The sequence below is a fragment of the Limnohabitans sp. T6-20 genome (assembly GCF_003063505.1).
Taxonomy (GTDB): Bacteria; Pseudomonadota; Gammaproteobacteria; order Burkholderiales; family Burkholderiaceae_C; genus Limnohabitans_A.
This window is the reverse complement of record NZ_NERW01000002.1, coordinates 156,438-178,208: the sequence shown is the minus strand read 5'-3', so window position 1 is coordinate 178,208 and position 21,771 is coordinate 156,438. Positions and strand designations below refer to the sequence as shown.

Below are 21,771 nucleotides of genomic sequence, written 5' to 3'. Positions count from 1 at the left end.
TGATCGGGTGGCCGGGCCTGCGCCAGGGCGATGTGGCAAAGCGAAGCGCTATGACGACAGACGAACCTCCAGATGGTGTGGGGGGGCTGCGCTGAGGCGATGTGGCAAAGCGAAGCGCCTCTGAGCCTCGGCGCAGCCACCACACACCATCACCTCCGACAAAGGCAGACCCGGAAAGGGCCGACTGCGCTGGGCCTCAGAGGCGCTTCGCTTTGCCACATCGGCCCAGCGCAGTCAGCCCTTTGCGGGTCATTTGGGTCTTTTCGCCCTCTACAATCCGTGTTTTGCTCACCCAAGCCAGGCCCATCTGGCGCTTTGACGGTTTTCTCCCCCATGGCGGTATTCACCGAAGTCACTCCCGAGCAGGCCGACAGCCTGATGCAGTCCCTGAACCTGGGGGCCATGACCGAATTGCGCGGCATTGAAGGCGGGATTGAGAACACCAACTATTTCGCCACCACGACCCAAGGCGAGTACGTGCTCACCTTGTTCGAGCGCCTTACACAAGAGCAACTGCCCTTTTACCTCTACCTGATGAAGCACTTGGCAGGTTGCGGCATTCCGGTGCCCGACCCCGCGGCCAACCGCGATGGCGACATCCTCCACACCGTGAGCGGCAAACCGGCGGCCGTGGTCAACAAGCTGACGGGCAAAAGCCAGCTGCAACCCCAGGCCGCGCACTGCGCCGCCGTGGGCGACATGCTGGCGCGCATGCACCTGGCCGGGGCCGACTACAACCGCAGTCAGCCCAACCTGCGCGGCCTGCCATGGTGGAACGAGACCGTGCCCGTGGTGCTGCCCTACCTCCATGATGCGCAAGCGGCCCTGCTGCGCAGCGAACTGGCCTACCAAAATCACATCGCCAACAGCGCCGCTTACGCCGCGCTGCCGCGTGGCCCGGTGCATGCCGATTTGTTCCGCGACAACGTGATGTTCGACGGCGAGCAGCTGACCGGCTTTTTTGACTTTTACTTTGCCGGTATCGACACCTGGCTGTTTGACTTGGCGGTGTGCCTGAACGACTGGTGCATCGACTTGCCCAGCGGTGTACACGACGCCGAACGGGCCCAAGCCATGGTGAACGCCTACAACCTAGTGCGCCCCTTGAGTGCCGCCGAACGCGAATTGTTGCCTGCCCTTTTGCGCGCAGGGGCTTTGCGTTTCTGGATTTCGCGGCTTTGGGACTACCATCTCCCCCGCGAAGCTTCCATGCTCAAGCCCCACGACCCCACACACTTCGAACGCGTGCTTCGTGGTCGGGTTGACCACCCTGTCCTGGCCTCTGCCCTCACCTGACACCATGAACCTGCAAATCGTTCCCGCACGCACCGGCCTCCATTGGGCCATTCAAGGCGTGCGCACGTTCTGGCGCCAACCATTGGCCATGTCGGGTTTGTTCTTCCTGTTCATGGCAACCGTGTCGGTGCTGTCTTTGGTGCCTTTTATTGGCGGGGCTTTTGCCTTGATGGCCTTGCCCGCGCTGACGCTGGGCATGATGGCAGCGACGCAAACTGCCGTGGAAGGCAAGTTTCCAATGCCCGGCATTTTGTTTTCTGCGCTGAAAGCTGGCCCCCAGCGCAAAACCATGCTCCACCTGGGTGGTTGGTATGCCGTGCTGTTTTTGGGCGTGATGCTGGTCTCGGTGCTGGCTGACGGCGGCACTTTTGCCAAAGTCTATTTTGGCGGTGCCGCCATCACCCCGGAAACGGTCAACGCCGAATCATTCCAGGTGGCTTTGTGGCTGTCGATGGTGCTTTACATCCCGGTGTCCATGATGTTTTGGCATGCCCCGGCATTGGTCTATTGGCATGGCTTGCCCGCAGGCAAAAGCCTGTTTTTCAGCCTAGTGGCTTGCTGGCGAAATTTGAGAGCTTTTTCAGTCTATGTGCTGGTCTGGATCGGTATTTTTACCGGCTCTGGCATCCTGGCTTTGCTCATCGCCAGCTTGTTGGGCGACCCTCAACTGATGATGGCCATCCTCATGCCCATGGCCTTGATGGTGACAGCGATGTTTTTCACATCCATGCTCTTTACCGTGCAAAGCTGCTTCTCCCCCACAGCCAAACCCGACGACGGTCCGGACACAGCCCAGCCAATGGACTGATCGGCCCTGCTGGTTGCGCGGCTTTCGAGGTGGGCAGCAGGCCGCCGCCCCACGCTGTGAATTATTTTTAGCATCCCCCGCAATTAAATTCACGCCAAAACCCACCACCCAAGGGTTCACGCTAACCAATAGCGTCCCCGGCGTCCAACATAATGACCAGCGCAAGTTCTGTTGCTGGTCAAGGAATTTCTGAAAACCCTTGGTCGCGACAGATTTCTCAATCCATCTGGAGATTTCTACATGCAACGTCGCACCCACTTGACCCTCCTCGCATCCCTGATGCTGACCACCGGTCTGGCTTTTGCCGCAGACCCCATCAAAGTCGGCGTGACCGGCCCTTACACCGGCGGCTCGTCCTCCATGGGCGTGAGCATGCGCGATGGCGTCAAACTGGCCATCAGCGAAATCAACAAGGCCGGCGGCGTGCTGGGCCGTCAGCTGCAAGCCGTCGAACGTGACGACGAAGCCAAGAACGAGCGTGGCGTGCAAATCGCCCAGGAACTGATCAACAAGGAAAAAGTGGTCGCCACTTTGGGCTTCATCAACACCGGCGTGGCCCTGGCTTCGCAGCGTTTCTACCAAGAAGCCAAGATCCCCGTCTTCAACAACGTGGCCACGGGCTCCATCGTGACCCAGCAGTTCAAGGCACCTGAGTTCCCTGACAACTACATCTTCCGCAACGCTGCGCACGACAGCATCCAGGCCCCCATGATCGTGGAAGAAGCCATCGGTCGCCGTGGTTTCAAGAAAGTCGCCATCCTGGCCGACTCCACCAACTACGGCCAACTGGGCCGTGAAGACCTGGAAAAAGCCCTGACCGCCAAAGGCGTGAAAGCCGTGGCTGTTGAAAAATTCAACGTCAAGGACGTGGACATGACCCCTCAGCTGCTCAAGGCCAAAGAAGCCGGCGCTGAAGCCATCCTGACTTACGCGATTGGCCCAGAGCTGGCACAGATCGCCAACGGCATGACCAAGCTGGGCTGGAAAGTCCCCATGGTCGGCAGCTGGACTTTGTCCATGGCCAACTTCATTGACAACGCTGGCCCTGGCGGCGAAGGCGCTCGCATGCCCCAGACCTTCATTCAGGAAGCCAACACCGTCAAGCGCAAGGCATTCATCGAGGGCTACCTGAAGACCTTCAAGCCCAAGAACAACCGCATCGACTCGCCCGTTTCGGCTGCGCAAGGTTATGACTCGGTTTACCTGTTGGCAGCCGCCATCAAGCAAGCGGGCAGCACCGACGGCGTGAAAATCCGCGAAGCCCTGGAAAACCTGCAAACCAAGGTCGAAGGCGTGGTCACCACCTATGACAAGCCTTTCACCCACGACGACCACGAAGCCATCACCGCCAACATCCCTGTGTTCGGTGAAGTCAAGGGCAGCAAAGTGGTGTACGCCTACGAAGAAGACCGCCAAAAAGGTGCTGACATCCGCACCAAGGCCGTCAAGAAAGACGCTGCAGCTGCCAAGCAGCCCGCCAAGAAGTAATTTGTGAACTTCCACACGCCGTATTCGCGCAAGCGAATACGGCGTTCTCTATATGTATTTCCGCTTTTCACTTCTTACCTCCTGAGTTCTCCTATGGAAATCCTTCTCCAACTTGTCTACAGCGGTATCGCGCTGGGCATGATCTACGCGGTCATTGCCTTTGGCTACCAGCTGACGTTTGCCACATCCGACACCCTGAACTTCGGTCAGGGTGAGGCCTTGATGCTGGGCGCTTTGGTGGCGTTGACTTTGGTCGATCGTCTTGGCATGAATTACTGGCTGGCCATTCCGCTGGTCGGTGTCTTTGGCTTGTTCCAAGGCGCATTGGTCGAGCGCATCGGTGTGCGCCCCGCCATCAAAATCAAAAGTGAATTTGGTTGGATCATGTCCACCATCGCGCTGGGCATCATCTTCAAAAACGTGGCCGAGAACATCTGGGGCCGCGACGACCTGAAGTTCCCATCGCCCCTGCCTGAATCGCCCCTGAAAATCATGGGTGCCAACGTGTTGCCCATGGAGTTGCTGGTCATCGGCGGTGCAGTGCTGATGATGTTGGCGGTGGAATTTTTCAACCGCAAAACCATTTATGGCAAAGCCGTGGTGGCCACCTTCAACGACCGCGATGCCGCCAAACTGATGGGCATCAATACCGGTCTGGTGATCACTTTCTCATACGCACTGTCGTCTCTGACCGCTGCTTTTGCGGGCATGTTGATTGCGCCCCTGACACTGACAGGTGCCACCATGGGCGCGGTATTGGGCCTCAAGGCCTTTGCGGTCGCCATCATCGGCGGCTTGACCAGCGGTATGGGCATCATCGTGGGCGGCATCATTTTGGGCATTGCCGAAACCACCACGGGCTTTTACCTGTCCACCGGCTACAAAGATGTGCCCGGTCTGGTTCTTCTTTTGCTGGTGCTGGCTGTCAAGCCCTCTGGCTTGTTTGGTAAATCTGCGATCAAGAAGGTCTGATGATGAATCGCAAATACTTCATTGCTTCCGTACTGGGCTTCATCGCCCTGTGCCTGGTGCCTGTTTTCACACACAACCCCTATTACATCCACCTGGTCGAGACCATCATGATCTACGCGATCTTGCTGTTCGGCCTGGACATCGTGGTGGGCTATACCGGCCAGGTCTCTTTGGGCCACGCTGGTTTGTTTGGCATTGGCGCCTACACCGCGGGTGTGCTGTTCCTCAAGGTCGGTGCGCCGTTCTGGGTCATCTTGCCTGCCAGCATCGTGGTGACCGGCATTTTTGGTGCGATCCTGGCCTTGCCTGCTTTGCGCGTGTCCGGCCCATATCTGGCCATGGTGACCATGGCCTTTGGCACGATCATCCAAATCCTGATCAACGAGATGACCTTCCTGACCGAAGGCCCCATGGGCTTGAAGATCCCCAAGCCCACCGTGGCCGGCTACAAGTTCACCGAAGAATCGTTCTACTGGGTCGTTTGCGTGATGCTGGCGCTGTCGCTGCTGGTGGTGCACCGCGTGCTGCGCTCGCAGCTGGGCCGCGCCTTTGAAGCGCTGCGCGGCAGCCCCGTGGCGTCGGATTGCATGGGCGTCTCGGTCTACCGCTACAAGGTGTATGCCTTCGTGATCAGCGCCGGCTTTGCCGGTCTGGCCGGTTGCCTGTATGCCTATTCTGAGCAGTACATCTCGCCCAACACTTACAACAACGAACTGACCGTGATGTTCTTGTTGGCCATCATCATGGGCGGCCGCAAGACCCGCCTGGGTGCCATGCTGGGTGCCACCATCATCGTGCTGCTGCCCAAGCTGCTCGATGACCTGGAAGCCTTCCGCATGGTCGCCAGCGGCCTGGCCGTGTTGATGCTGGTGGGTGCCGTGATCGGCATCGCACGCCACCGCACCACCTGGCAAACCATGTTTGTGCCCGTGGTCGGCACCGCCGCTTTGACGGCCTTCTCGTTCTGGCTGGACAACATCACCGACTGGCGTCTGTCGATCTTCGGCTTGATGATCCTGTTTGTCGTGTACTACCTGCAAGACGGCATCGTGGGCTTTGCCCGCAGCCTGATGGGCAAAACCGCCAACTCCGACAACGTGATCGACCTGACAGCTGGCCAAAACCAGCAAGGCGCCTTGGTGCGTGCCACCGAAAACGGCGACGGCGACCTGCTGGTGGCCAACCAGGTGCTGATGCAGTTCGGCGGTCTGAAAGCCATCAACCAGGTGGACCTGAAGATCAAGCGCGGCACCATCCACGGCCTGATCGGACCCAACGGCTCGGGCAAGAGCACCATGATGAACGTGCTGACCGGCATTTACGTGCCCACAGCCGGTGACATCGCTTTTGCTGGCCGCTCTGTGGTGGGACGCACATCGTCTGACATCGCTTTGTCGGGCATTGCCCGCACCTTCCAGAACGTGCAATTGTTTGGCGAGATGACCGCCCTGCAAAACGTGCAGGTCGGCTTGCACCACACCTTCAAGAGCAACTTCCTCGATGTGGCGCTGCACACCCCGCGTTACAGCAAAGAAGAGCAAGCCGCCACCGAGCGCGGCATGAGCCTCTTGCACTTTGTGGGCTTGGCTCAGCTGGCCAACGAAGAAGCGCGCAACCTGCCTTACGGCAAACAGCGCCTCTTGGAGATTGCCCGCGCCCTGGCGCTCGACCCTCAACTGTTGTTGCTGGACGAGCCTGCTGCGGGCCTGACCGCCCCCGACATCAAGGAGCTGGTGCAAATCATCCGCAAGATCCGCGACCACGGCATCACCGTGATCCTGATCGAGCACCACATGGATGTGGTGATGAGCATCTGTGACACCGTCTCGGTGCTGGACTTCGGCCAGAAGATCGCCGAAGGCCAACCCGCAGAAGTTCAAGCCAACGAGAAGGTCATCGAAGCCTACCTCGGCGGAACGGCCACCTGATGGCCGACTGGAGTATCAAGACATGTTGAGTATCAAAAATCTGGAAGCAGGCTACGGCAAAGTGCACGTCCTGCATGGCATCAGCATCGAGGTGCCGAAAGGCAAAGTGGTGACCCTGATCGGCTCCAACGGCGCTGGCAAGACCACCACCATGCGCGCCATCTCCGGCATGATCCAGCCCACCTCGGGCGAGATCACGCTGAACGGCAAGCGCATCGACGGCATGGAGTCGTACCACATCGCCAAGCTGGGCTTGGCGCACTCGCCCGAAGGCCGCCGCGTGTTCGCCACCATGACGGTGACCGACAACCTGACGCTGGGCGCCTTTCCGCGCCTGACCGGCAGCCGCCCCAAAGGCGATGTGGCCGGTGACCTGGACCGCGCGATGGACCTGTTCCCCCGCCTCAAAGAGCGCCGCAACCAGCTGGCCGGCACCTTGTCGGGCGGTGAGCAACAAATGCTGGCCATGGCCCGCGCCGTGATGTTGAACCCCGAAGTGGTCTTGCTGGACGAGCCCTCCATGGGCTTGGCACCGATTCTGGTGGAAGAGGTCTTCAAGATCATCAGCCGCCTGAAAGAGCAAGGCGTGACCATGCTGCTGGTCGAGCAGTTCGCTGCCGCTGCCCTGAACGTGGCCGACTACGGCTATGTGCTGGAAAACGGCCGCATCTCGGTACACGGCGACGCCGAGCGCCTGAAGACCGACCCGGCCGTGAAAGCCGCCTACCTGGGCGGCGGTCACTGAGCCAGCGTTCAGACCACACCAACGACAAAGGGGCAGTCCGCAAGGACTGCCCCTTTTGTTTAGGGTTTCGATGTCGGGGCAGAAGCCGCCGACCTGCATATTCTTCCCCCGTAGGTCGGACTTTCAGGTCGACGTGACTGGCTCAATGGTGGTGACCGTGCGCGCCATGCGCATGGCGGTGGGTGATTTCTTCGGCCGAGGCAGCGCGCACTTCCTGCACCGTCAAAGTCAGGGTCAGGTGCTGCCCAGCCCAGGGATGGTTGGCATCCAGAATGACCTGATCGCCCTTGATCTTGACCACGGTGAACACCTGCTCCTGACCATCGTCCGCGCGACCGCGCAGTTGACCGCCGACTTTCACACCAGGTGGGAAATCCTTTTTGGAGATGGTTTGCACCAGCGCCTCGTCGCGCTCGCCAAAGGCATCGGCCGGGGCCAGCTTGAGCGTGGTGGTGAAGCCCACTTCCTGGCCCTCCAGCGCTTCTTCGATTTTGGGGAAGGTGTTGTCATAGCCACCATGCAGGTAAGCCGTGGGCTCTTGCGTCTTGTCGAGCAACTGGCCCTGGGCGTTCACCACTTTGTGGTGCATGGTAACGACGGTGTCTTTGGTGATTTTCATGGGGCGTTTCCTAGTTTTCGATGGGGGTGATTGTCGTTCAACTCGCAGACCCCTGACGCGTCGCTTGCCTTTGTGGGAGCGAGCCACTGCTCGCGAATGGCAGCTTAGCCACTGCACACATTCGGCTGCAGGGGCAGCCTCCCACAAAAACAAGGCCTGCACTTTCGGCCGCAGGGGCGGCCTCCCACAAAAGAAAATTTGTGGCGGATCAGCCTCACACCACCGTGAGTTTGGCAACGCTCAGCGCCAGCCATTTCACGCCATGGCGCGGAAAGTTGACCTGGGCACGGGCATCGGCGCCCACGCCTTCCACAGCCAGGACTTTGCCCTCACCAAACTTGGTGTGGAACACATTTTTGCCAGCGGTGATGCCATGCTCGGGCGCGGCTTTTTGCACAGGCACGGGCGGGCTTTTGTAGGTTTCGGTGCTCAGGCTGCTCTGACCCCAGGCCGGGCGGGCGTGGCGGTTTTGTGCCGGGGTCTGCGTCCAGGCACTGCCACCCTGGCCAAAGCCGCTGCTGCCAGAGCCCAGATTCGAGAATCCGGCATTTTTGGGCGTCACCCACTTCAGGCATTCTTCGGGCAGCTCGTCCAGAAAGCGGCTTTTCAAGTTGTAGCGGGTCTGGCCGTGCAGCATGCGGGTTTGCGAATGGCTCAAATACAAACGCTTGCGGGCGCGGGTAATGGCCACGTACATCAGGCGGCGCTCTTCTTCGAGACCGTCAAAGTCGTTCATCGCGTTTTCGTGCGGGAACAGGCCTTCCTCCAGACCGGTGATGAACACCGCGTCAAACTCCAGGCCCTTGCTGGCGTGCACCGTCATGAGCTGCACCGCGTCTTCCCCGGCCTGCGCCTGGTTGTCGCCCGCCTCCAGAGAAGCGTGGGTCAAGAAAGCCGCCAGCGGGCTCATGATCACGCCGTCTTCGCTGAACTCGTCGATCGTACCCAGGTCTGATGCAGGCGCAGCGCTCACCCCCTGGCTGGCCGGGCTTTGCGACAAGCCCTGAGGCATGGCCACAGCACTGCGGCCAAAGCCTTCTTGGGTGACAAAGCTCTCGGCCGCGTTGACCAATTCTTCCAGGTTCTCCACCCGGTCAGCGCCTTCTTTTTCGGCGCGGTAGTGGTTGACCAAACCGGTCTTGTCAAGCACCAGATCGATGATTTCGCGCAGCGTCATGCCCTCGGTCTGCTCGCGCAGCACATCGACCATGGCCACAAAGGCCGCCAGATTGGCCCCGGCCTTGCCGGTGGTGGCGCTCACCGCGTCGTGCAGCGAGCAGCCTGCGGCACGGGCCGCGTCTTGTAATTGCTCCACGCTGCGCGCCCCGATGCCGCGTGGCGGAAAGTTGACCACCCGCAAAAAGCTGGTGTCGTCGTTGGGGTTCTCCATCAGGCGCAAATAGGCCAGCGCGTGCTTGATCTCGGCGCGCTCAAAAAAGCGCAAACCGCCATACACACGGTAAGGGAACCCGGCGTTGAACAGCGCGGTTTCCAGCACCCGGCTTTGGGCGTTGCTGCGGTACAGCAGCGCCACTTCCTTGCGCTCAAAACCGTCTTGCTTGACCAACTGGCGCAACTCTTCCACCAGCCATTGCGCTTCGGCAAAGTCAGAAGGCGACTCCACCACCCGCACCGGCTCGCCCGCGCCTTGGTCTGTGCGCAAGGTTTTACCCAAGCGGGTCTTGTTGTGGCTGATCAGGTGGTTGGCCGAATCCAGGATGTTGCTGAAACTGCGGTAGTTTTGCTCCAGCTTGATCTGGTGCTTCACCTGGAACTCGCGCACAAAGTCGGCCATGTTGCCCACCCGCGCACCGCGAAAGGCATAGATGCTCTGGTCATCGTCGCCCACGGCCAAGATGGCGCATTCACCGCCCTCACCCGGCAAACCCGCCAGCTGCTTGAGCCAAGCGTATTGCAGCTTGTTGGTGTCCTGAAACTCGTCCACCAGGATGTGCCGAAAACGGCGGCGGTAATGTTCGCGCACATGCAAGTGGTCACGCAGCAGCTCATACGAGCGCAGCATCAGCTCGCCAAAGTCCACCACGCCTTCACGCTGACACTGCTCTTCGTACAGCTGGTACAGCTCCACCTTGCGGCGGGTCTCGTCATCGCGCACCGTCACATCGCCGGGGCGCTGCCCGTCTTCTTTGCAGCCCGAAATGAAATACTGCAACTGCTTGGGCGGGAAGCGGTCTTCGTCCACATTGAACTGCTTGCACAGCCGCTTGACAGCCGACAACTGGTCTTGCGTGTCCAAAATCTGAAAGGTCTGCGGCAAACCCGCCAGCTGGTAATGCGCCCGCAAAAACCGGTTGCACAGACCGTGAAAGGTGCCGATCCACATCGCGTTCACATTCACCGGCAGCATGGACTGCAAGCGCAGCTTCATCTCTTTGGCCGCTTTGTTGGTGAAGGTCACCGCCAAAATGCCGCCGGGCGAGACCTGCGAGGTTTGCAGCAACCAAGCAATGCGCGTGGTCAACACCCGCGTCTTGCCCGAACCGGCACCGGCCAATATCAAAGCGTGCTCGGGCGGCAGGGCTACGGCACGGTGCTGCTCGTCGTTGAGCTGGGCGAGCAACGGGGAGGAAGTATTCGGTGGGGTGTCTGACAACATAGTGGGAGATTGTAGGAGCCCCACCCCGACAAAATGCCCTGAATGGAGCGTCAGGGAATGCGGGTAGAATCAGACACCGGGCCCAAGATTCTTGCGCCCGGTTTTTTTTCGTCTGAGGTCTGCAACGGACCTGTCAGTAGACGGATCAAACCGGCCAAGCCAAGCGCTCATTCGTTCCTTTTAACGATTCCTTTTTGGAGCTTGGTTTTCTCATGGAAATTTTTGACTACGACAACATCTTGTTGCTGCCACGCAAGTGCCGCGTGGAAAGCCGTTCGGAGTGCGACGCTGGCGTCGAACTGGGTGGCCGCAAGTTCCGCCTGCCGGTGGTGCCTGCCAACATGAAAACGGTGGTGGACGAGTCCATCTGCCTTTGGATGGCACAAAACGACTACTTTTATGTGATGCACCGCTTTGACCTGGACAACGTCCAGTTCGTGCGCGACATGCATGGCAAGGGCGTTTACGCCTCGATCTCGCTGGGCGTCAAAGCCCCTGACCGAGCCACGGTGGACCAGTTGGCCGCCGAAAACCTGGTGCCCGAATACATCACCATCGACATCGCCCACGGCCACGCCGACAGCGTGCGCGACATGATCGGCTACATCAAGGCCAAACTGCCCACGAGCTTCGTGATCGCAGGCAACGTGGCCACGCCCGAAGCCGTCATCGATCTGGAAAACTGGGGCGCGGACGCGACCAAAGTGGGCGTGGGCCCCGGCAAGGTCTGCATCACCAAGCTCAAGACCGGTTTTGGCACGGGCGGCTGGCAGCTGTCGGCCCTCAAGTGGTGCGCTCGTGTGGCGACCAAGCCCATCATTGCCGATGGCGGCATCCGCAGCCATGGCGACATTGCCAAGAGCATCCGCTTTGGCGCGAGCATGGTCATGATCGGTTCGCTGTTTGCAGGCCACGAAGAGTCGCCCGGCAAAACGGTTGAGGTCGATGGCGAGATGTTCAAGGAATACTACGGCTCGGCGTCTGACTTCAACAAGGGCGAGTACAAACACGTCGAAGGCAAGCGCATTCTGGAGCCCATCAAGGGCAAGCTGGCCAACACGCTCATCGAGATGGAGCAGGACGTGCAAAGCTCGATCAGCTACGCGGGCGGCACCAAACTGATGGACATCCGCAAGGTGAACTATGTGACCCTGGGCGGTGACAACGCGGGTGAGCATTTGTTGATGTAAACCATCGCAGCGTTCACAGCAAGGGGAGCCATGGGCTCCCCTTTTTTTGACTTCAAAACCCTCAGCGCAAGGCCCCCATAGCCAGCATCACACCACTGACCACCAGCAAGCCGCAGATGATCTGACGCAAACGCGCTACCGGTACTCGGTGGGCTAAGCGGTGGCCCAGCCATACGCCCGCCAGCGCCACACCGATCAGCACTATCCAACGCTGCCAGATCCAACTGTTGGACAAGCGCCCTTCCCAGGTCATGCCGATCAGCACAGTGGCCGCAGCCACCGCAATGACCAAGGGCGTGGTGGCCCGCAATTGCTGCACATCTGACAAGCGGCGACTGAGCCAAGCGACCACCAAGGGACCGGCCGTGCCGAAGATCATTTCGACCAACCCAATGGCCGCCCCAGCTGGCCAAGCCCAGACAGGTAGTGAGATTGACGCTTGGGACGCCTTGGGCCGCAAGGCATTGATCCCCACGCCCGCCACATAGACCCCCAACAAAAGCAAGGGCCAGCGGCTGTTCATGTGCTGCACAAGCCACAAGCCCACCAGCGTGCCCAGCACCATGCCCGGCAAGAGGCGGCGCAGCTCGCGCCACTGCACCTGCCGCCAGTTCAGCCCACTGTGAAAAGCCGAAGCGGGCACGTCCATCAGCAAAGCGAGTGCCACCACGGCAGGCAAAGGCCATTTCCAGGCCAATAGAGGTACCACCACCAAAGACGAACCAAAGCCCGTGAGGCCCAGCACGGTGTAACCCAACAAAACCACCCCGATGGGGTAAAACCATTCCAGCATGTGAAGTCCTCGTTGTTCTCAATCGGTGAGCTGGCGGGTCACAAAGTCCCTGAAGACCGACATGATGGGCAATTCCGTGCGGCCCGCCAAGGTGATCAGCGCCAGAAGTGCTCCACCACGAAAAGGCGGGTCCATGGCCAGATCCACCAGAGAACCGCTGGCCAGCCCCTGCCGTGCTGCCCCCAAAATCCCCAGATAAATGGCATCGGTCTGCTGCACCACATCGATCAGACTGGGAATTTCCTCGCACTGCAAAGTGGTCATTTGGGCCGGATTTGCGCGCGGACCGTAATGATCCACCATGATGCGGGCCACCTCTTGCGACAGAGGGGTACACGCCATCGGATAAGCCAGCAAGGCATCAAAAGGCACTTTGTCGGGGAATTGACCCCGAATCGGATGCCCCCGGCGACACACAAATCCGGCCCGCATCTCCACGATGTGCTCCATCCTCAGGTCAGCCGCTATGGCGACCCGGCGCACGTCCACCACCAGCGCATCGAGCTGGCGCTCACGCAACTGCACCAGTTGCAACTCGGTGGAGCCGCGTGAAACGGCCACATGCACCGTCGGGTGGTTTTCGGCCATGTAACGCAGCCAGGGCGTCATGAGCATGGCCCCCGGCCCTGACCCCAGGCCCACCCGCAAGCTGCCCATGCCCCCTTGCTGCAACAGCGCGGCGCCCTGTTTGAGCTCTTGTGCCTCATGCACGATGCGCTGCGCCCGCTCCAGCACCGATCGGCCCAGCGGCGTCAGTTCATTCTTTTTGCCCACCCGGTCGACCAGGGGGCCACCCAAGTCTTCTTCCAGCACTTGGATGCTGCGACTCAATGCCGACTGGGTGATGTGGAGCTTTTCTGCGGCACGGCTGAACGATCCAGTCTCGGCCAGCGCCAGCCAATGGGCCAAATGTTTGAGGTTCACTATTCTTTAAATGAATGAAAACAAGAAAAATAATGCATTGGACACATCCTAAGCCGATTTCTAAGATGCGTCAAAGGCCCATATTCGGACCTTTCAAAACCCTCAAGAGGAGACAACCCCATGAAATTTTGCACCTTACTCAAGGGCCTGCTGGCCGCTGGGCTGTCCACCATGATGCTGACCCACGGTGCCATGGCCCAAACCTACCCGAGCAAAACCATCAGCCTGATCGTGCCCTACCCGGCTGGTGGCCCGTCTGACTTTGTGGCTCGCAAGATCCAACCTGATGCAGCAGCCAAGTTACACCAAACCATGATCATCGACAACATTGGCGGTGCAGGTGGGGCCATTGGCATGGCCAAGCTGGTCAATGCAGCCGCTGACGGTCACACCCTTGCTTTGGCCAGTCCGATGGAACTGGTGCTGGCCCCCATGGCCATCCAAGGCGTGAAATACAAATCCGAAGACTTCAAACTGGTGGCCCAAATCAACACCACCAACACCATCCTGACCGTGCGCAATTCCTTGAACATCAAGACAGTCGAGGAATTGCTGGCCTACATGAAGAAAAACCCCAACAAACCCTTGAGCTACGGCAGCGTGGGCCCAGGCTCGCTTTACCATCTCATTGGCGAAAAATTCGCCCAACTGACCAAAACAGACATGCTGCACGTGCCCTACAAGGGCATCGCACCCCTGATGTCTGACCTGATGGGCGGACAGATCGACATGGCTTTTTTACCCGTAGGAGGACCGATTCCACCCGCCATCATCGAAGGCAAAATGACCGGTCTGGCCGTGACATCCAAAGTGCCCCATCCTTTGTTCAAACAGTTTCCAGCACTGGCTGCCATGCCGGGCATGGAAAGCATGGAATTCGACATCTGGGCGGGTGTGGCAGTTCACAAGAACACGCCCGATGCGGTGATCAGCACCATCAACAAGGCCTTCTATGCCGCCTTGGACAATCCAGAAATACGCAAAGCGTTTGAGGCCACGGGCAACGTCGTGTTAAAAACCCGTACACCGGCAGAGTTGTCAAAAATTTACAATTCTGAAATTGAGCGTTACCGCACAATTGCCCGCAACATCAATTTGCAACCTCAATAAATCAAAACATCTCGCTCGTGACGTCAATCCGCCGCATGAATAAAAATGACAGCTCAAGCTGCAACACCTGCAAAAAAAAGATGACTTCACGATAAGAGATCCTCATTTCATCCAGGAGACAAAAACCATGAAAACCACCCCCTTCCTCAAGCGACTGCTGACCGCCTTATTGGCAGGTCTGACTTTGGCATCTGCACAAGCCCAGTCGTTTCCCGCCAAGCCCGTGACCCTGATGGTGCCCTACCCTGCGGGCGGCCTGTCGGATGTGATCGCGCGAACCATCAACACCAGCCTGGCCAAGCACTTGGGCCAGCCCGTGATGGTGGAAAACCTGGGCGGTGCCAGTGGCGGCATTGCGGCGCAGAAAGTGCTGTCAGCGCCTGCCGATGGCTATTACATTTTCCAGGGCTCCCCCAATGAGCTGATCCTGGCCCCGCTGTCCAATGCCGCGATCAAGTACAAGAGCGAGGACTTCCGCCTGGTGCAGATGATTTCGATCAACCCGATGGCCATGTTCGGCCGCAAGGATTTACCTGCCAACAACGGTGACGAGTTGATCGACTACGCCCGCAAGGCGGCCGCCGAAGGCAAACCCTTGACTTATGCGAGCGTGGGCCCAGGCTCCATGTACCACCTGCTGGGTGAACACATGTCCAAACTGACCGGCTTGCCCATGACGCATGTGCCCTACAAGGGCGGTGCCCCGGCCCAACAAGATCTGATGGGTGGTCTGGTGGACATTTTCATTTCGCCTTTCGGCAAAGGCCAGGTGGCCCTGGTGGACGATGGCAAGATCAAGGTGGTTGGCGTGCTGTCGGCAGAACGCCAGGAACTGCTCAAGAAAGCCCCCTCTTTGAACGACAGCAAAGCACTCAAGGGCTTTGTGTTCGACACCTGGTCTGGCTATTTCGTGCACAAGGACACCCCGGAGCCGATCGTTCAGGCTTTGCACAAAGCGCTGAGTGAAGTCGCCAACGACCCGGCCATTCGTGGCTCACTTGAAGCCCAGGCCATGGTGGTGCCACGTCCTCAGGCGCTGCCTGCATTGACCAAGGTCTACAGTGACAACACCGCCCGCTACCGCGGCATTGCCAAAGCCATGAACCTGCAACCCCAGTAAGCAAGGAGGTCAGCCATGAACGCCCCAGCCGACGCTTTTCTGCACGACAAACTGCAAGCCCTGCACGCGCAGGCCGACGAGTTCATCGCGGTGCGCCGCGACATCCACAAGCACCCCGAGATGGGCTACAAGGAGTACCGCACCAGCGATCTGGTGGCCGAGCAGCTGAGCGCTTGGGGCTACCAGGTCACGCGCGGCCTGGGTGGCACCGGTCTGGTGGGTCAACTCAAAAAAGGCACAGGCAGCAAAAGCATCGGCATCCGCGCCGACATGGACGCGCTGCCGATTGACGAGGCCACCGGCCTGCCCTACGCCAGCTGCAATGTGGGCATCATGCACGCCTGCGGCCACGACGGTCACACCGCCATGCTGCTGGCTGCGGCCAAGCACATCGCGCAAAAAGGTGAGTTTTCGGGCACCGTGAACCTGATCTTCCAGCCCGCCGAAGAAGGCTTGGGCGGTGCCAAGAAAATGATGGAAGACGGGCTGTTCCAAAAGTTCCCGTGTGATGCCATCTTTGCCATGCACAACATGCCCAGCCACCCACAAGGCCACCTGGTCTTGCGCGATGGCTCGGCCATGGCGTCGTCGGACAACGTGACCATCACCTTGCACGGCAAGGGCGGACACGGTGCCATGCCGCATGTGGCCGCTGACCCGGTGGTGGCCGGATCGGCCATCGTCATGGGCTTGCAAAGCATCGTGGCCCGCAACATCGACCCACAGCAGATGGCCATCATCACCGTGGGCGCCTTCAATGCGGGCGTGGCCAACAACGTGATCCCGCAGACCGCGACACTCCGCTTAAGCGTGCGCTCACTCGACCGCGATATCCGCATCCTGCTCGAAAAACGCATCTGCGAGCTGGTTCACGGACAAGCCCAGAGCTATGGAGTGAGTGCCGAAATCGACTACCAACGCGGCTACCCTGTTCTGGTCAACCACCTGGCCGAAACCGACTTTGCCCGTGATGTGGCCGAGGAACTGGTGGGTGCGGACAAAGTGGTGCGCCAAGGCCGCGCCCTGAACGGCAGCGAAGACTTTGCCTTCATGCTCGAAGAGGTGCCTGGCAGCTACTTGCTCATTGGCAACGGCGACGGCTCGGGCGACGGCCACGGCGCCTGCATGGTGCACAACCCGGGCTATGACTTCAACGACAAGAACGTGGCCATTGGCTCGGCGTTCTGGTCGCTGCTGGTGGAGCGGTTTTTACCCGCGTAAAACCAGAGACGCATTCGCGCGCAGGGGCGCGCTCCCACAGCCAGAGATGTCAGGGGCTTCTGTGCGTCGCTGATGCGGTTTTGATTTTTGTGGGAGGCTGCCCCTGCGGCCGAATGCTTGTTGTGCCCCAGTACGCATTCGCGAGCAGGGGCCCACTCCCACAATGGTTTACTGCATTCACCCACATCATGGGCGGTCAAGCTGGCTCATGCCGGTTTCTGCTGAATCAAGGTTTTGGCCAATGCATTCAAACGGCTGCCTGTTCGCGTCAGCGCCGTCACCACACTGAAGTGGTTCAACCCCGGCAAGTCTTCGCAGACAGGCACGGTCTTGGGACCCCAAGCTTGGTAAATCAAGCGGTTGTGGCGCAAAAACTCCGGGCTCTCGTCGCCCCCCACCACCGTGTACAGCACGCCATTGCGGGGGCGTTGCCATTTGGCCGGGCTGGCCATGCGCACATGCGCGGGGGTGATGCGCAGATCGCCCTGCACAAACGGTGTTTTGCGCACGGGCTCCAGATCAAACAGACCCGAAATCGACATGGTTTTGCGCACCAGACCGGCAGGCAAATCGCGCCCCACTTTTTTCCAGTCACAACCCAAAAGCATGGCAGCCAAGTGTCCACCGGCCGAATGGCCGATCACCGTGATGTTGCTGCGATCGCCACCGTGCGCGGCAATGTGTCGCCAGACCCAAGCGGTGGCATGTGCCATTTGCAGGGCAATGTCCGGCACCGTCACCGCTTGCGTTTCGGTGCCGGGGCACAGCGCGTAATTGACCACCACCACGCAAGCGCCCATGTCGCGCAAAGCCGGGGCCACAAACGAATGGTCTGACTTGTCGAGGCTGCGCCAATATCCGCCGTGAATGAAGATCACCACGGGGGCATTGGTTTTGGCCGCGGGGAAAATGTCGAGCGTTTCGTTGGGCCCCTGGCCATAGGGCACATCCAGCAGAGGCTTGAGTGTTTCACGGGCCTGCACCGAGGCGTTTTTCCAATGCGCGAAGTGGTCGGCAAAGTCGGGCACCAGCGCCCGGTTGTTGTACATGCGGTCGTGCCAGGCAGCGTCTTTGATGGGCATGAAAGTCTCCAAAGTAGGCCTGTATCTTGGCACAAGCCCAAGGGCCACTCTGCCCAACAGGCGACAGCCTCCTCGCACCCAATGGGCCGCAGAGGTCCGCGCCGTCAGATTTTTATCTCGAGACGCAGCTGGATGTTGCGCCAGTTGCGGTCTGTGGTTTTGGCAGTCTCACTCAGGGTGCCGTTGCTGAAGGTGGTGGCGGTTTGGTAGTCGCGCGGGATCAGGTTGCTCACCGTCAGGCGCAAGGCCGTGGCGGCAGAAAAACGCCACAAACCATACACATCGACCACGCGCTTGATGCCTTGGTAAGACCGCTGCTCCTGACTGCGCTGCGTGTCGTAATCCGGGTTCCAGTTGACGTTGCCGCCCAAGGTCAGGGGCGAGCTGCGCAAGCGGTAATCCGCGCCCAGATTGGCGGTCATGCTGGGCTGCTGATCCAGGCGGTTATCGGGGCCGGGAACCTCTTTGACTTTGGAGCGGAAAAAGCTGATGTTGCTGCGGATGTCCACAGGCCAAGCCTCGGCCCAAGCTTGGTTCAAACGAAATTTGGCTTCGAGTTCAATGCCCTGCGTGACGGCATCGCCCACGTTCTGGGGGGTAGACACCCAGCGCGGTTGGTTTGACCAGGACACACTGCGCAAGCTCGTCTGATAACGGATCAAGTCCTGGATGTTCCGGTGGAACAAGTTGGCGCTGAGCACACCCCCGCCCTCCAGATAGCGCTCAAAGCCTATGTCAATGCCTGAGGCCAACTCAGGTCGCAAATCGGCGTTACCCCCTCGGTCAGGCTGGGTGGGCACGTTGCCTCCAGAGACAGGATAGTCACGCGAATACCTCAGCGGTGCGACCAAGTTGTAGAGTGTTGGGGTTTTGTAACTGCGGGTCAGGCTCATGCGGACCTGGTCGCGCTTGGCCGGGTCTGGCTTCCACAAGGCGTGCAGCAACGGGGTCCACACCTGGCTTTTGTTGCGCTTGAGGTCCTCGCTCACTTGGCCCTCGGTCAAGATGCTTTCGTAGCGAACACCTGCATAGGCCGACCAATTGGGGTTGATCTTGAACTCGTCTTGCGTGTAGGCCGCCCAGCGTGCTGTGCGGGCCTTCAGGTTGCCGCTGTCGTCACCCGATCCTGCGCTGGCCTCTTCGACACGGCGCACGCCTTCATGCTCCAAACCAGTCACCAGCTGGTGCCCGTTCTCAAGCACGCGCGTCCATTTGCCATTCAGACTGGTGCTGCGGTCGGTGAAGCGTTGCTCGTCCACAGCACCCGACAAAAGCCCGGTGGTGCTGACGACAGACTGGGTGATGTGCTGGTCGTATTTAGACTGACCCAATCCGAAACGCACTTCCAATCGGTCATCGGCAGCCAAGCGCTGGGCCCATTGGCCATTCAAACGGGCGGCGGCATAACGACTCTGGTTGTCGGTCAAAGCGGTGTCGGTGATGGCGGCCGACGTCAGTCGGCGGGCATCGATGCGCCCTTGGGCAGCGTATTCGGAATAAATCAGAAATGGCGTCAAGGTCAAGCTTTTGCCCTGCTCGCCTTTCCATTGCAAACGGGCGTTGGCATGCACGCCCTGGCGATGCCCCACTGACTCAGACAAACGCACTTGATCAACGGGAACAAAAGGAACTGTCGAATGGATCTCCGTCGCACTCTCATCAGCCCGGTGGCTGTCCATCGCCGACAAGGTGAAAGTGCCGCTCAAGGGTTGGGTATTGAGGTTATGAACCCAATTGAGCTGGGACGAGCCATGGCCGTGCTCGGTACTGCCCGTGAGCTTCAAATCGTCCGGATTGGCCTTCTGCCCTTCGCGCAGCACGATGTTGATGGTGCCAGCGATGGCCCGAGCCCCCGTCTCAGCGGTCGGTGCACGCAAAATTTCAATGCGCTCGACCTGCTCAGGGGTGAGTGAATCCACAGAAAACCCGGGTGGCATGCGCTCACCATCGAGCAGGATCTGGGTATACCCACCGCCCAGGCCACGCATCCGAATGGCGCCACCTCGTCCGGGTGCGCCTTGCACGGTCACGCCGGGCAGGCGCTTGAGGACTTCACCCAGGGTTGCATCGCCTTGTTTCTCGATCTCTTCACGACCGATCACGATCTTGGACGCGGTGGACTCGCGCCGCACTTCGGTGTCATTGTTGCGGTTGCCCCGGATCTCAACTTGTCCCAGGTCTGTGGCAACGGGCGCAGGCGATGCCGTTTGTGCCGAGACAAAGCCGGAAGCCGCAACCAAAATGGCGGCCGCCGCTGTGCTCCGCAAAGGCAAAGGCACCACAGGGTTGGGTGCCGAGAAAAATGGGGAATGGGAGGAAATGTCACGCATCCGCTGATTTTGACAGCGTCAAGTGACGAAGGTTTGAAGCCCAGGTAAAGACCGGGCTTTAAACCCGATCAATGACCCGATTTGAACAAGGCCGCGACCTTGCGTTTCGGCTTGATATTGGCCGAGATCGAGGAACGAACCGTTTTGGGGCCGCTCGGCTCCCAGCTGGGCGCAGTTTCCGACACGGTGGCCTCGTAAGGCTTCTGGAAAAACGGATCACGGTTGATCGGCGCAGGGCGGAAGCCACCACGGCGCTCGTTCGGTGCATCCAGTGCATCACGAGGATCGTGCTCCCGGCGGCGACCTTCTGAGGCCCGCCCGCGAGGACGGTCTTCCGAACGCGTTCCCCACTTTTCTGGCGCGGGGCCAGCAGGGCGTGTGTCCAGCGGCAAGGTTTCCACTTCCAGCTTTTTCTTGATCAGCTTTTCGATGTCACCCACCAAGCGGGTATCGGACGGGCTGACCAAAGTCACCGCCAAGCCCGACGCACCAGCGCGGCCTGTGCGGCCAATGCGGTGCACATAGTCTTCGGCGTTGAAGGGCACATCGAAGTTGAACACCGCAGGCACGTCCTTGATATCCAAACCACGGGCGGCCACATCGGTACACACCAGCAAATCGACTTCGCCTTTTTTGAAGGCTTCCAGCGCTTTCAGGCGCTCGTCCTGGCTCTTGTCGCCGTGCAAAGCCGCTGTGCGCAAGCCTTCACGCTCCAAAGAACGGGCCAGACGGCCGCAGCCCAGCTTGCTGTTCACAAAGATGAACGCCTGCTTGATGCCCCGGTCGTCCAAGACCTTGCGGATCACGCGGCGCTTGTCATCGTCTTGCGCGGCGTAAAAACGCTGCTCGACGGTGGACGCGGTCTCATTGGGACGCGCCACCTCAATGGTGACGGGGTTTTGCAGGTAGCTGCCGGCCAGGCGCTTGATCTCAGATGAGAACGTGGCCGAGAACAACAGCGTGGTGCGCTGCTTGGGCAAAAAGCTCAGGATGCGCTGCAAATCCGGCAAAAAGCCGATGTCCAGCATGCGGTCGGCTTCGTCCAGCACCACATATTCCACCTGGTTCAACACCGCGTTTTTGGCTTCGATGTGGTCCAGCAAACGGCCAGGCGTGGCCACCAACACCTCAACGCCTTTTTTCAGCTCCAGCGTCTGGGGCTTCATGTCCATGCCACCAAACACCACTGCGCTGCGCAGCTGGGTGTACTTGGCGTACATCTTAATCTGCTGGGCGACCTGATCGGCCAGTTCACGCGTGGGCAAAAGCACCAGGGCGCGCACCGGATGCCGGGCGGGTGATGTGGAGGGGTTTTCGTGCTTGAGCAGGCGTTGCAGCAATGGCAGCGAGAAAGCCGCCGTTTTACCGGTGCCGGTCTGGGCTGCGCCCATGACATCCTGGCCTGTCAATACCACCGGAATGGCTTGGGCCTGGATAGGGGTCATGGATTCGTAGCCCATTTCGGCTACGGCTCGTGCCAGCGTGGGCGCCAGCGATAAATTGGAAAAAGAGTCGGTCATTAACCCGC

Annotated in this window: 17 protein-coding genes; 10 read left to right on the top strand and 7 right to left on the bottom strand. The window is 59.7% G+C overall.

Going from position 1 to position 21,771, the window contains the following annotated elements; genetic code table 11:
- Nucleotides 1-333: 333 nt before the first annotated feature.
- The 6 genes from B9Z33_RS07070 (at nt 334) to B9Z33_RS07045 (ending at nt 7,237) form a co-directional block, all read left to right on the top strand.
- Nucleotides 334-1,296 (top strand): homoserine kinase, encoded by a 963-nt coding sequence (locus B9Z33_RS07070; RefSeq protein ID WP_108286336.1) that lies wholly within the window; start codon nt 334-336, stop codon nt 1,294-1,296.
- Between the two features lie 4 nt (nt 1,297-1,300).
- Nucleotides 1,301-2,104, top strand: coding sequence for a BPSS1780 family membrane protein (locus B9Z33_RS07065; protein ID WP_108286335.1), 804 nt, complete (start codon nt 1,301-1,303; stop codon nt 2,102-2,104).
- A 240-nt stretch (nt 2,105-2,344) separates the two neighbouring features.
- Nucleotides 2,345-3,592: an ABC transporter substrate-binding protein gene (locus B9Z33_RS07060; protein WP_108286334.1), complete on the top strand. Its 1,248-nt coding sequence runs from the start codon at nt 2,345-2,347 to the stop codon at nt 3,590-3,592.
- 93 nt (nt 3,593-3,685) lie between these two features.
- Complete coding sequence (locus tag B9Z33_RS07055) at nt 3,686-4,564, top strand: branched-chain amino acid ABC transporter permease (RefSeq protein ID WP_108286333.1); 879 nt, start codon at nt 3,686-3,688, stop codon at nt 4,562-4,564.
- 2 nt (nt 4,565-4,566) lie between these two features.
- Entirely contained in the window at nt 4,567-6,492 is a 1,926-nt protein-coding gene (locus B9Z33_RS07050) for an ATP-binding cassette domain-containing protein (RefSeq protein ID WP_108287036.1), read from the top strand.
- Between the two features lie 22 nt (nt 6,493-6,514).
- Complete coding sequence (locus tag B9Z33_RS07045) at nt 6,515-7,237, top strand: ABC transporter ATP-binding protein (protein ID WP_108286332.1); 723 nt, start codon at nt 6,515-6,517, stop codon at nt 7,235-7,237.
- Nucleotides 7,238-7,379: 142 nt separating this feature from the next.
- Here B9Z33_RS07045 and B9Z33_RS07040 read toward each other — a convergent pair whose 3' ends face one another.
- Together B9Z33_RS07040 and B9Z33_RS07035 are read right to left on the bottom strand one after the other, a co-directional pair.
- On the bottom strand, nt 7,380-7,856 hold the full coding sequence (locus tag B9Z33_RS07040) for a peptidylprolyl isomerase (RefSeq protein ID WP_108286331.1): 477 nt from the start codon (nt 7,854-7,856) through the stop codon (nt 7,380-7,382).
- 214 nt (nt 7,857-8,070) lie between these two features.
- Nucleotides 8,071-10,473, bottom strand: a complete 2,403-nt coding sequence (locus tag B9Z33_RS07035; RefSeq protein ID WP_108286330.1) for a UvrD-helicase domain-containing protein — start codon at nt 10,471-10,473, stop codon at nt 8,071-8,073.
- Nucleotides 10,474-10,685: 212 nt separating this feature from the next.
- On the opposite strand from B9Z33_RS07035, the gene B9Z33_RS07030 reads away from it, so the two are divergent.
- Nucleotides 10,686-11,663, top strand: coding sequence for a GMP reductase (locus tag B9Z33_RS07030; RefSeq protein WP_108286329.1), 978 nt, complete (start codon nt 10,686-10,688; stop codon nt 11,661-11,663).
- A 61-nt stretch (nt 11,664-11,724) separates the two neighbouring features.
- Here B9Z33_RS07030 and B9Z33_RS07025 read toward each other — a convergent pair whose 3' ends face one another.
- Nucleotides 11,725-12,456: a sulfite exporter TauE/SafE family protein gene (locus B9Z33_RS07025; protein ID WP_108286328.1), complete on the bottom strand. Its 732-nt coding sequence runs from the start codon at nt 12,454-12,456 to the stop codon at nt 11,725-11,727.
- A gap of 18 nt (nt 12,457-12,474) precedes the next feature.
- Complete coding sequence (locus tag B9Z33_RS07020; protein ID WP_108286327.1) at nt 12,475-13,380, bottom strand: LysR family transcriptional regulator; 906 nt, start codon at nt 13,378-13,380, stop codon at nt 12,475-12,477.
- Nucleotides 13,381-13,500: 120 nt separating this feature from the next.
- Between B9Z33_RS07020 and B9Z33_RS07015 the strand changes: the two genes are divergently transcribed.
- The 3 genes from B9Z33_RS07015 (at nt 13,501) to B9Z33_RS07005 (ending at nt 16,831) form a co-directional block, all read left to right on the top strand.
- The gene (locus B9Z33_RS07015) at nt 13,501-14,490 is read left to right on the top strand and encodes a tripartite tricarboxylate transporter substrate binding protein (protein WP_233252761.1); all 990 of its coding nucleotides are present in this window, start codon (nt 13,501-13,503) and stop codon (nt 14,488-14,490) included.
- A gap of 127 nt (nt 14,491-14,617) precedes the next feature.
- Nucleotides 14,618-15,610: a tripartite tricarboxylate transporter substrate binding protein gene (locus B9Z33_RS07010; protein ID WP_108286326.1), complete on the top strand. Its 993-nt coding sequence runs from the start codon at nt 14,618-14,620 to the stop codon at nt 15,608-15,610.
- A gap of 15 nt (nt 15,611-15,625) precedes the next feature.
- Nucleotides 15,626-16,831 (top strand): M20 aminoacylase family protein, encoded by a 1,206-nt coding sequence (locus B9Z33_RS07005; protein ID WP_108286325.1) that lies wholly within the window; start codon nt 15,626-15,628, stop codon nt 16,829-16,831.
- A gap of 206 nt (nt 16,832-17,037) precedes the next feature.
- Here B9Z33_RS07005 and B9Z33_RS07000 read toward each other — a convergent pair whose 3' ends face one another.
- The 3 genes from B9Z33_RS07000 to B9Z33_RS06990 form a co-directional block, all read right to left on the bottom strand.
- On the bottom strand, nt 17,038-17,913 hold the full coding sequence (locus tag B9Z33_RS07000; RefSeq protein WP_108286324.1) for an alpha/beta hydrolase: 876 nt from the start codon (nt 17,911-17,913) through the stop codon (nt 17,038-17,040).
- 104 nt (nt 17,914-18,017) lie between these two features.
- Complete coding sequence (locus tag B9Z33_RS06995) at nt 18,018-20,243, bottom strand: TonB-dependent siderophore receptor (RefSeq protein WP_233252760.1); 2,226 nt, start codon at nt 20,241-20,243, stop codon at nt 18,018-18,020.
- A 68-nt stretch (nt 20,244-20,311) separates the two neighbouring features.
- Entirely contained in the window at nt 20,312-21,763 is a 1,452-nt protein-coding gene (locus B9Z33_RS06990; RefSeq protein ID WP_108286323.1) for a DEAD/DEAH box helicase, read from the bottom strand.
- Nucleotides 21,764-21,771: the final 8 nt, after the last annotated feature.

Bases quoted from the DNA above. Each gene is read 5' to 3' on its own strand.
- B9Z33_RS07010 (WP_108286326.1), top strand. From the start codon at position 14,618: ATGAAAACCACCCCCTTCCTCAAGCGACTGCTGACCGCCTTATTGGCA.
- B9Z33_RS07045 (WP_108286332.1), top strand. From the start codon at position 6,515: ATGTTGAGTATCAAAAATCTGGAAGCAGGCTACGGCAAAGTGCACGTC.
- B9Z33_RS07000 (WP_108286324.1), bottom strand. From the start codon at position 17,913: ATGCCCATCAAAGACGCTGCCTGGCACGACCGCATGTACAACAACCGG.
- B9Z33_RS07065 (WP_108286335.1), top strand. From the start codon at position 1,301: ATGAACCTGCAAATCGTTCCCGCACGCACCGGCCTCCATTGGGCCATT.
- B9Z33_RS07050 (WP_108287036.1), top strand. From the start codon at position 4,567: ATGAATCGCAAATACTTCATTGCTTCCGTACTGGGCTTCATCGCCCTG.
- B9Z33_RS07035 (WP_108286330.1), bottom strand. From the start codon at position 10,473: ATGTTGTCAGACACCCCACCGAATACTTCCTCCCCGTTGCTCGCCCAG.
- B9Z33_RS07055 (WP_108286333.1), top strand. From the start codon at position 3,686: ATGGAAATCCTTCTCCAACTTGTCTACAGCGGTATCGCGCTGGGCATG.
- B9Z33_RS06990 (WP_108286323.1), bottom strand. From the start codon at position 21,763: ATGACCGACTCTTTTTCCAATTTATCGCTGGCGCCCACGCTGGCACGA.
- B9Z33_RS07030 (WP_108286329.1), top strand. From the start codon at position 10,686: ATGGAAATTTTTGACTACGACAACATCTTGTTGCTGCCACGCAAGTGC.
- B9Z33_RS07025 (WP_108286328.1), bottom strand. From the start codon at position 12,456: ATGCTGGAATGGTTTTACCCCATCGGGGTGGTTTTGTTGGGTTACACC.
- B9Z33_RS07060 (WP_108286334.1), top strand. From the start codon at position 2,345: ATGCAACGTCGCACCCACTTGACCCTCCTCGCATCCCTGATGCTGACC.
- B9Z33_RS06995 (WP_233252760.1), bottom strand. From the start codon at position 20,243: ATGCGTGACATTTCCTCCCATTCCCCATTTTTCTCGGCACCCAACCCT.
- B9Z33_RS07070 (WP_108286336.1), top strand. From the start codon at position 334: ATGGCGGTATTCACCGAAGTCACTCCCGAGCAGGCCGACAGCCTGATG.
- B9Z33_RS07005 (WP_108286325.1), top strand. From the start codon at position 15,626: ATGAACGCCCCAGCCGACGCTTTTCTGCACGACAAACTGCAAGCCCTG.
- B9Z33_RS07015 (WP_233252761.1), top strand. From the start codon at position 13,501: ATGAAATTTTGCACCTTACTCAAGGGCCTGCTGGCCGCTGGGCTGTCC.
- B9Z33_RS07040 (WP_108286331.1), bottom strand. From the start codon at position 7,856: ATGAAAATCACCAAAGACACCGTCGTTACCATGCACCACAAAGTGGTG.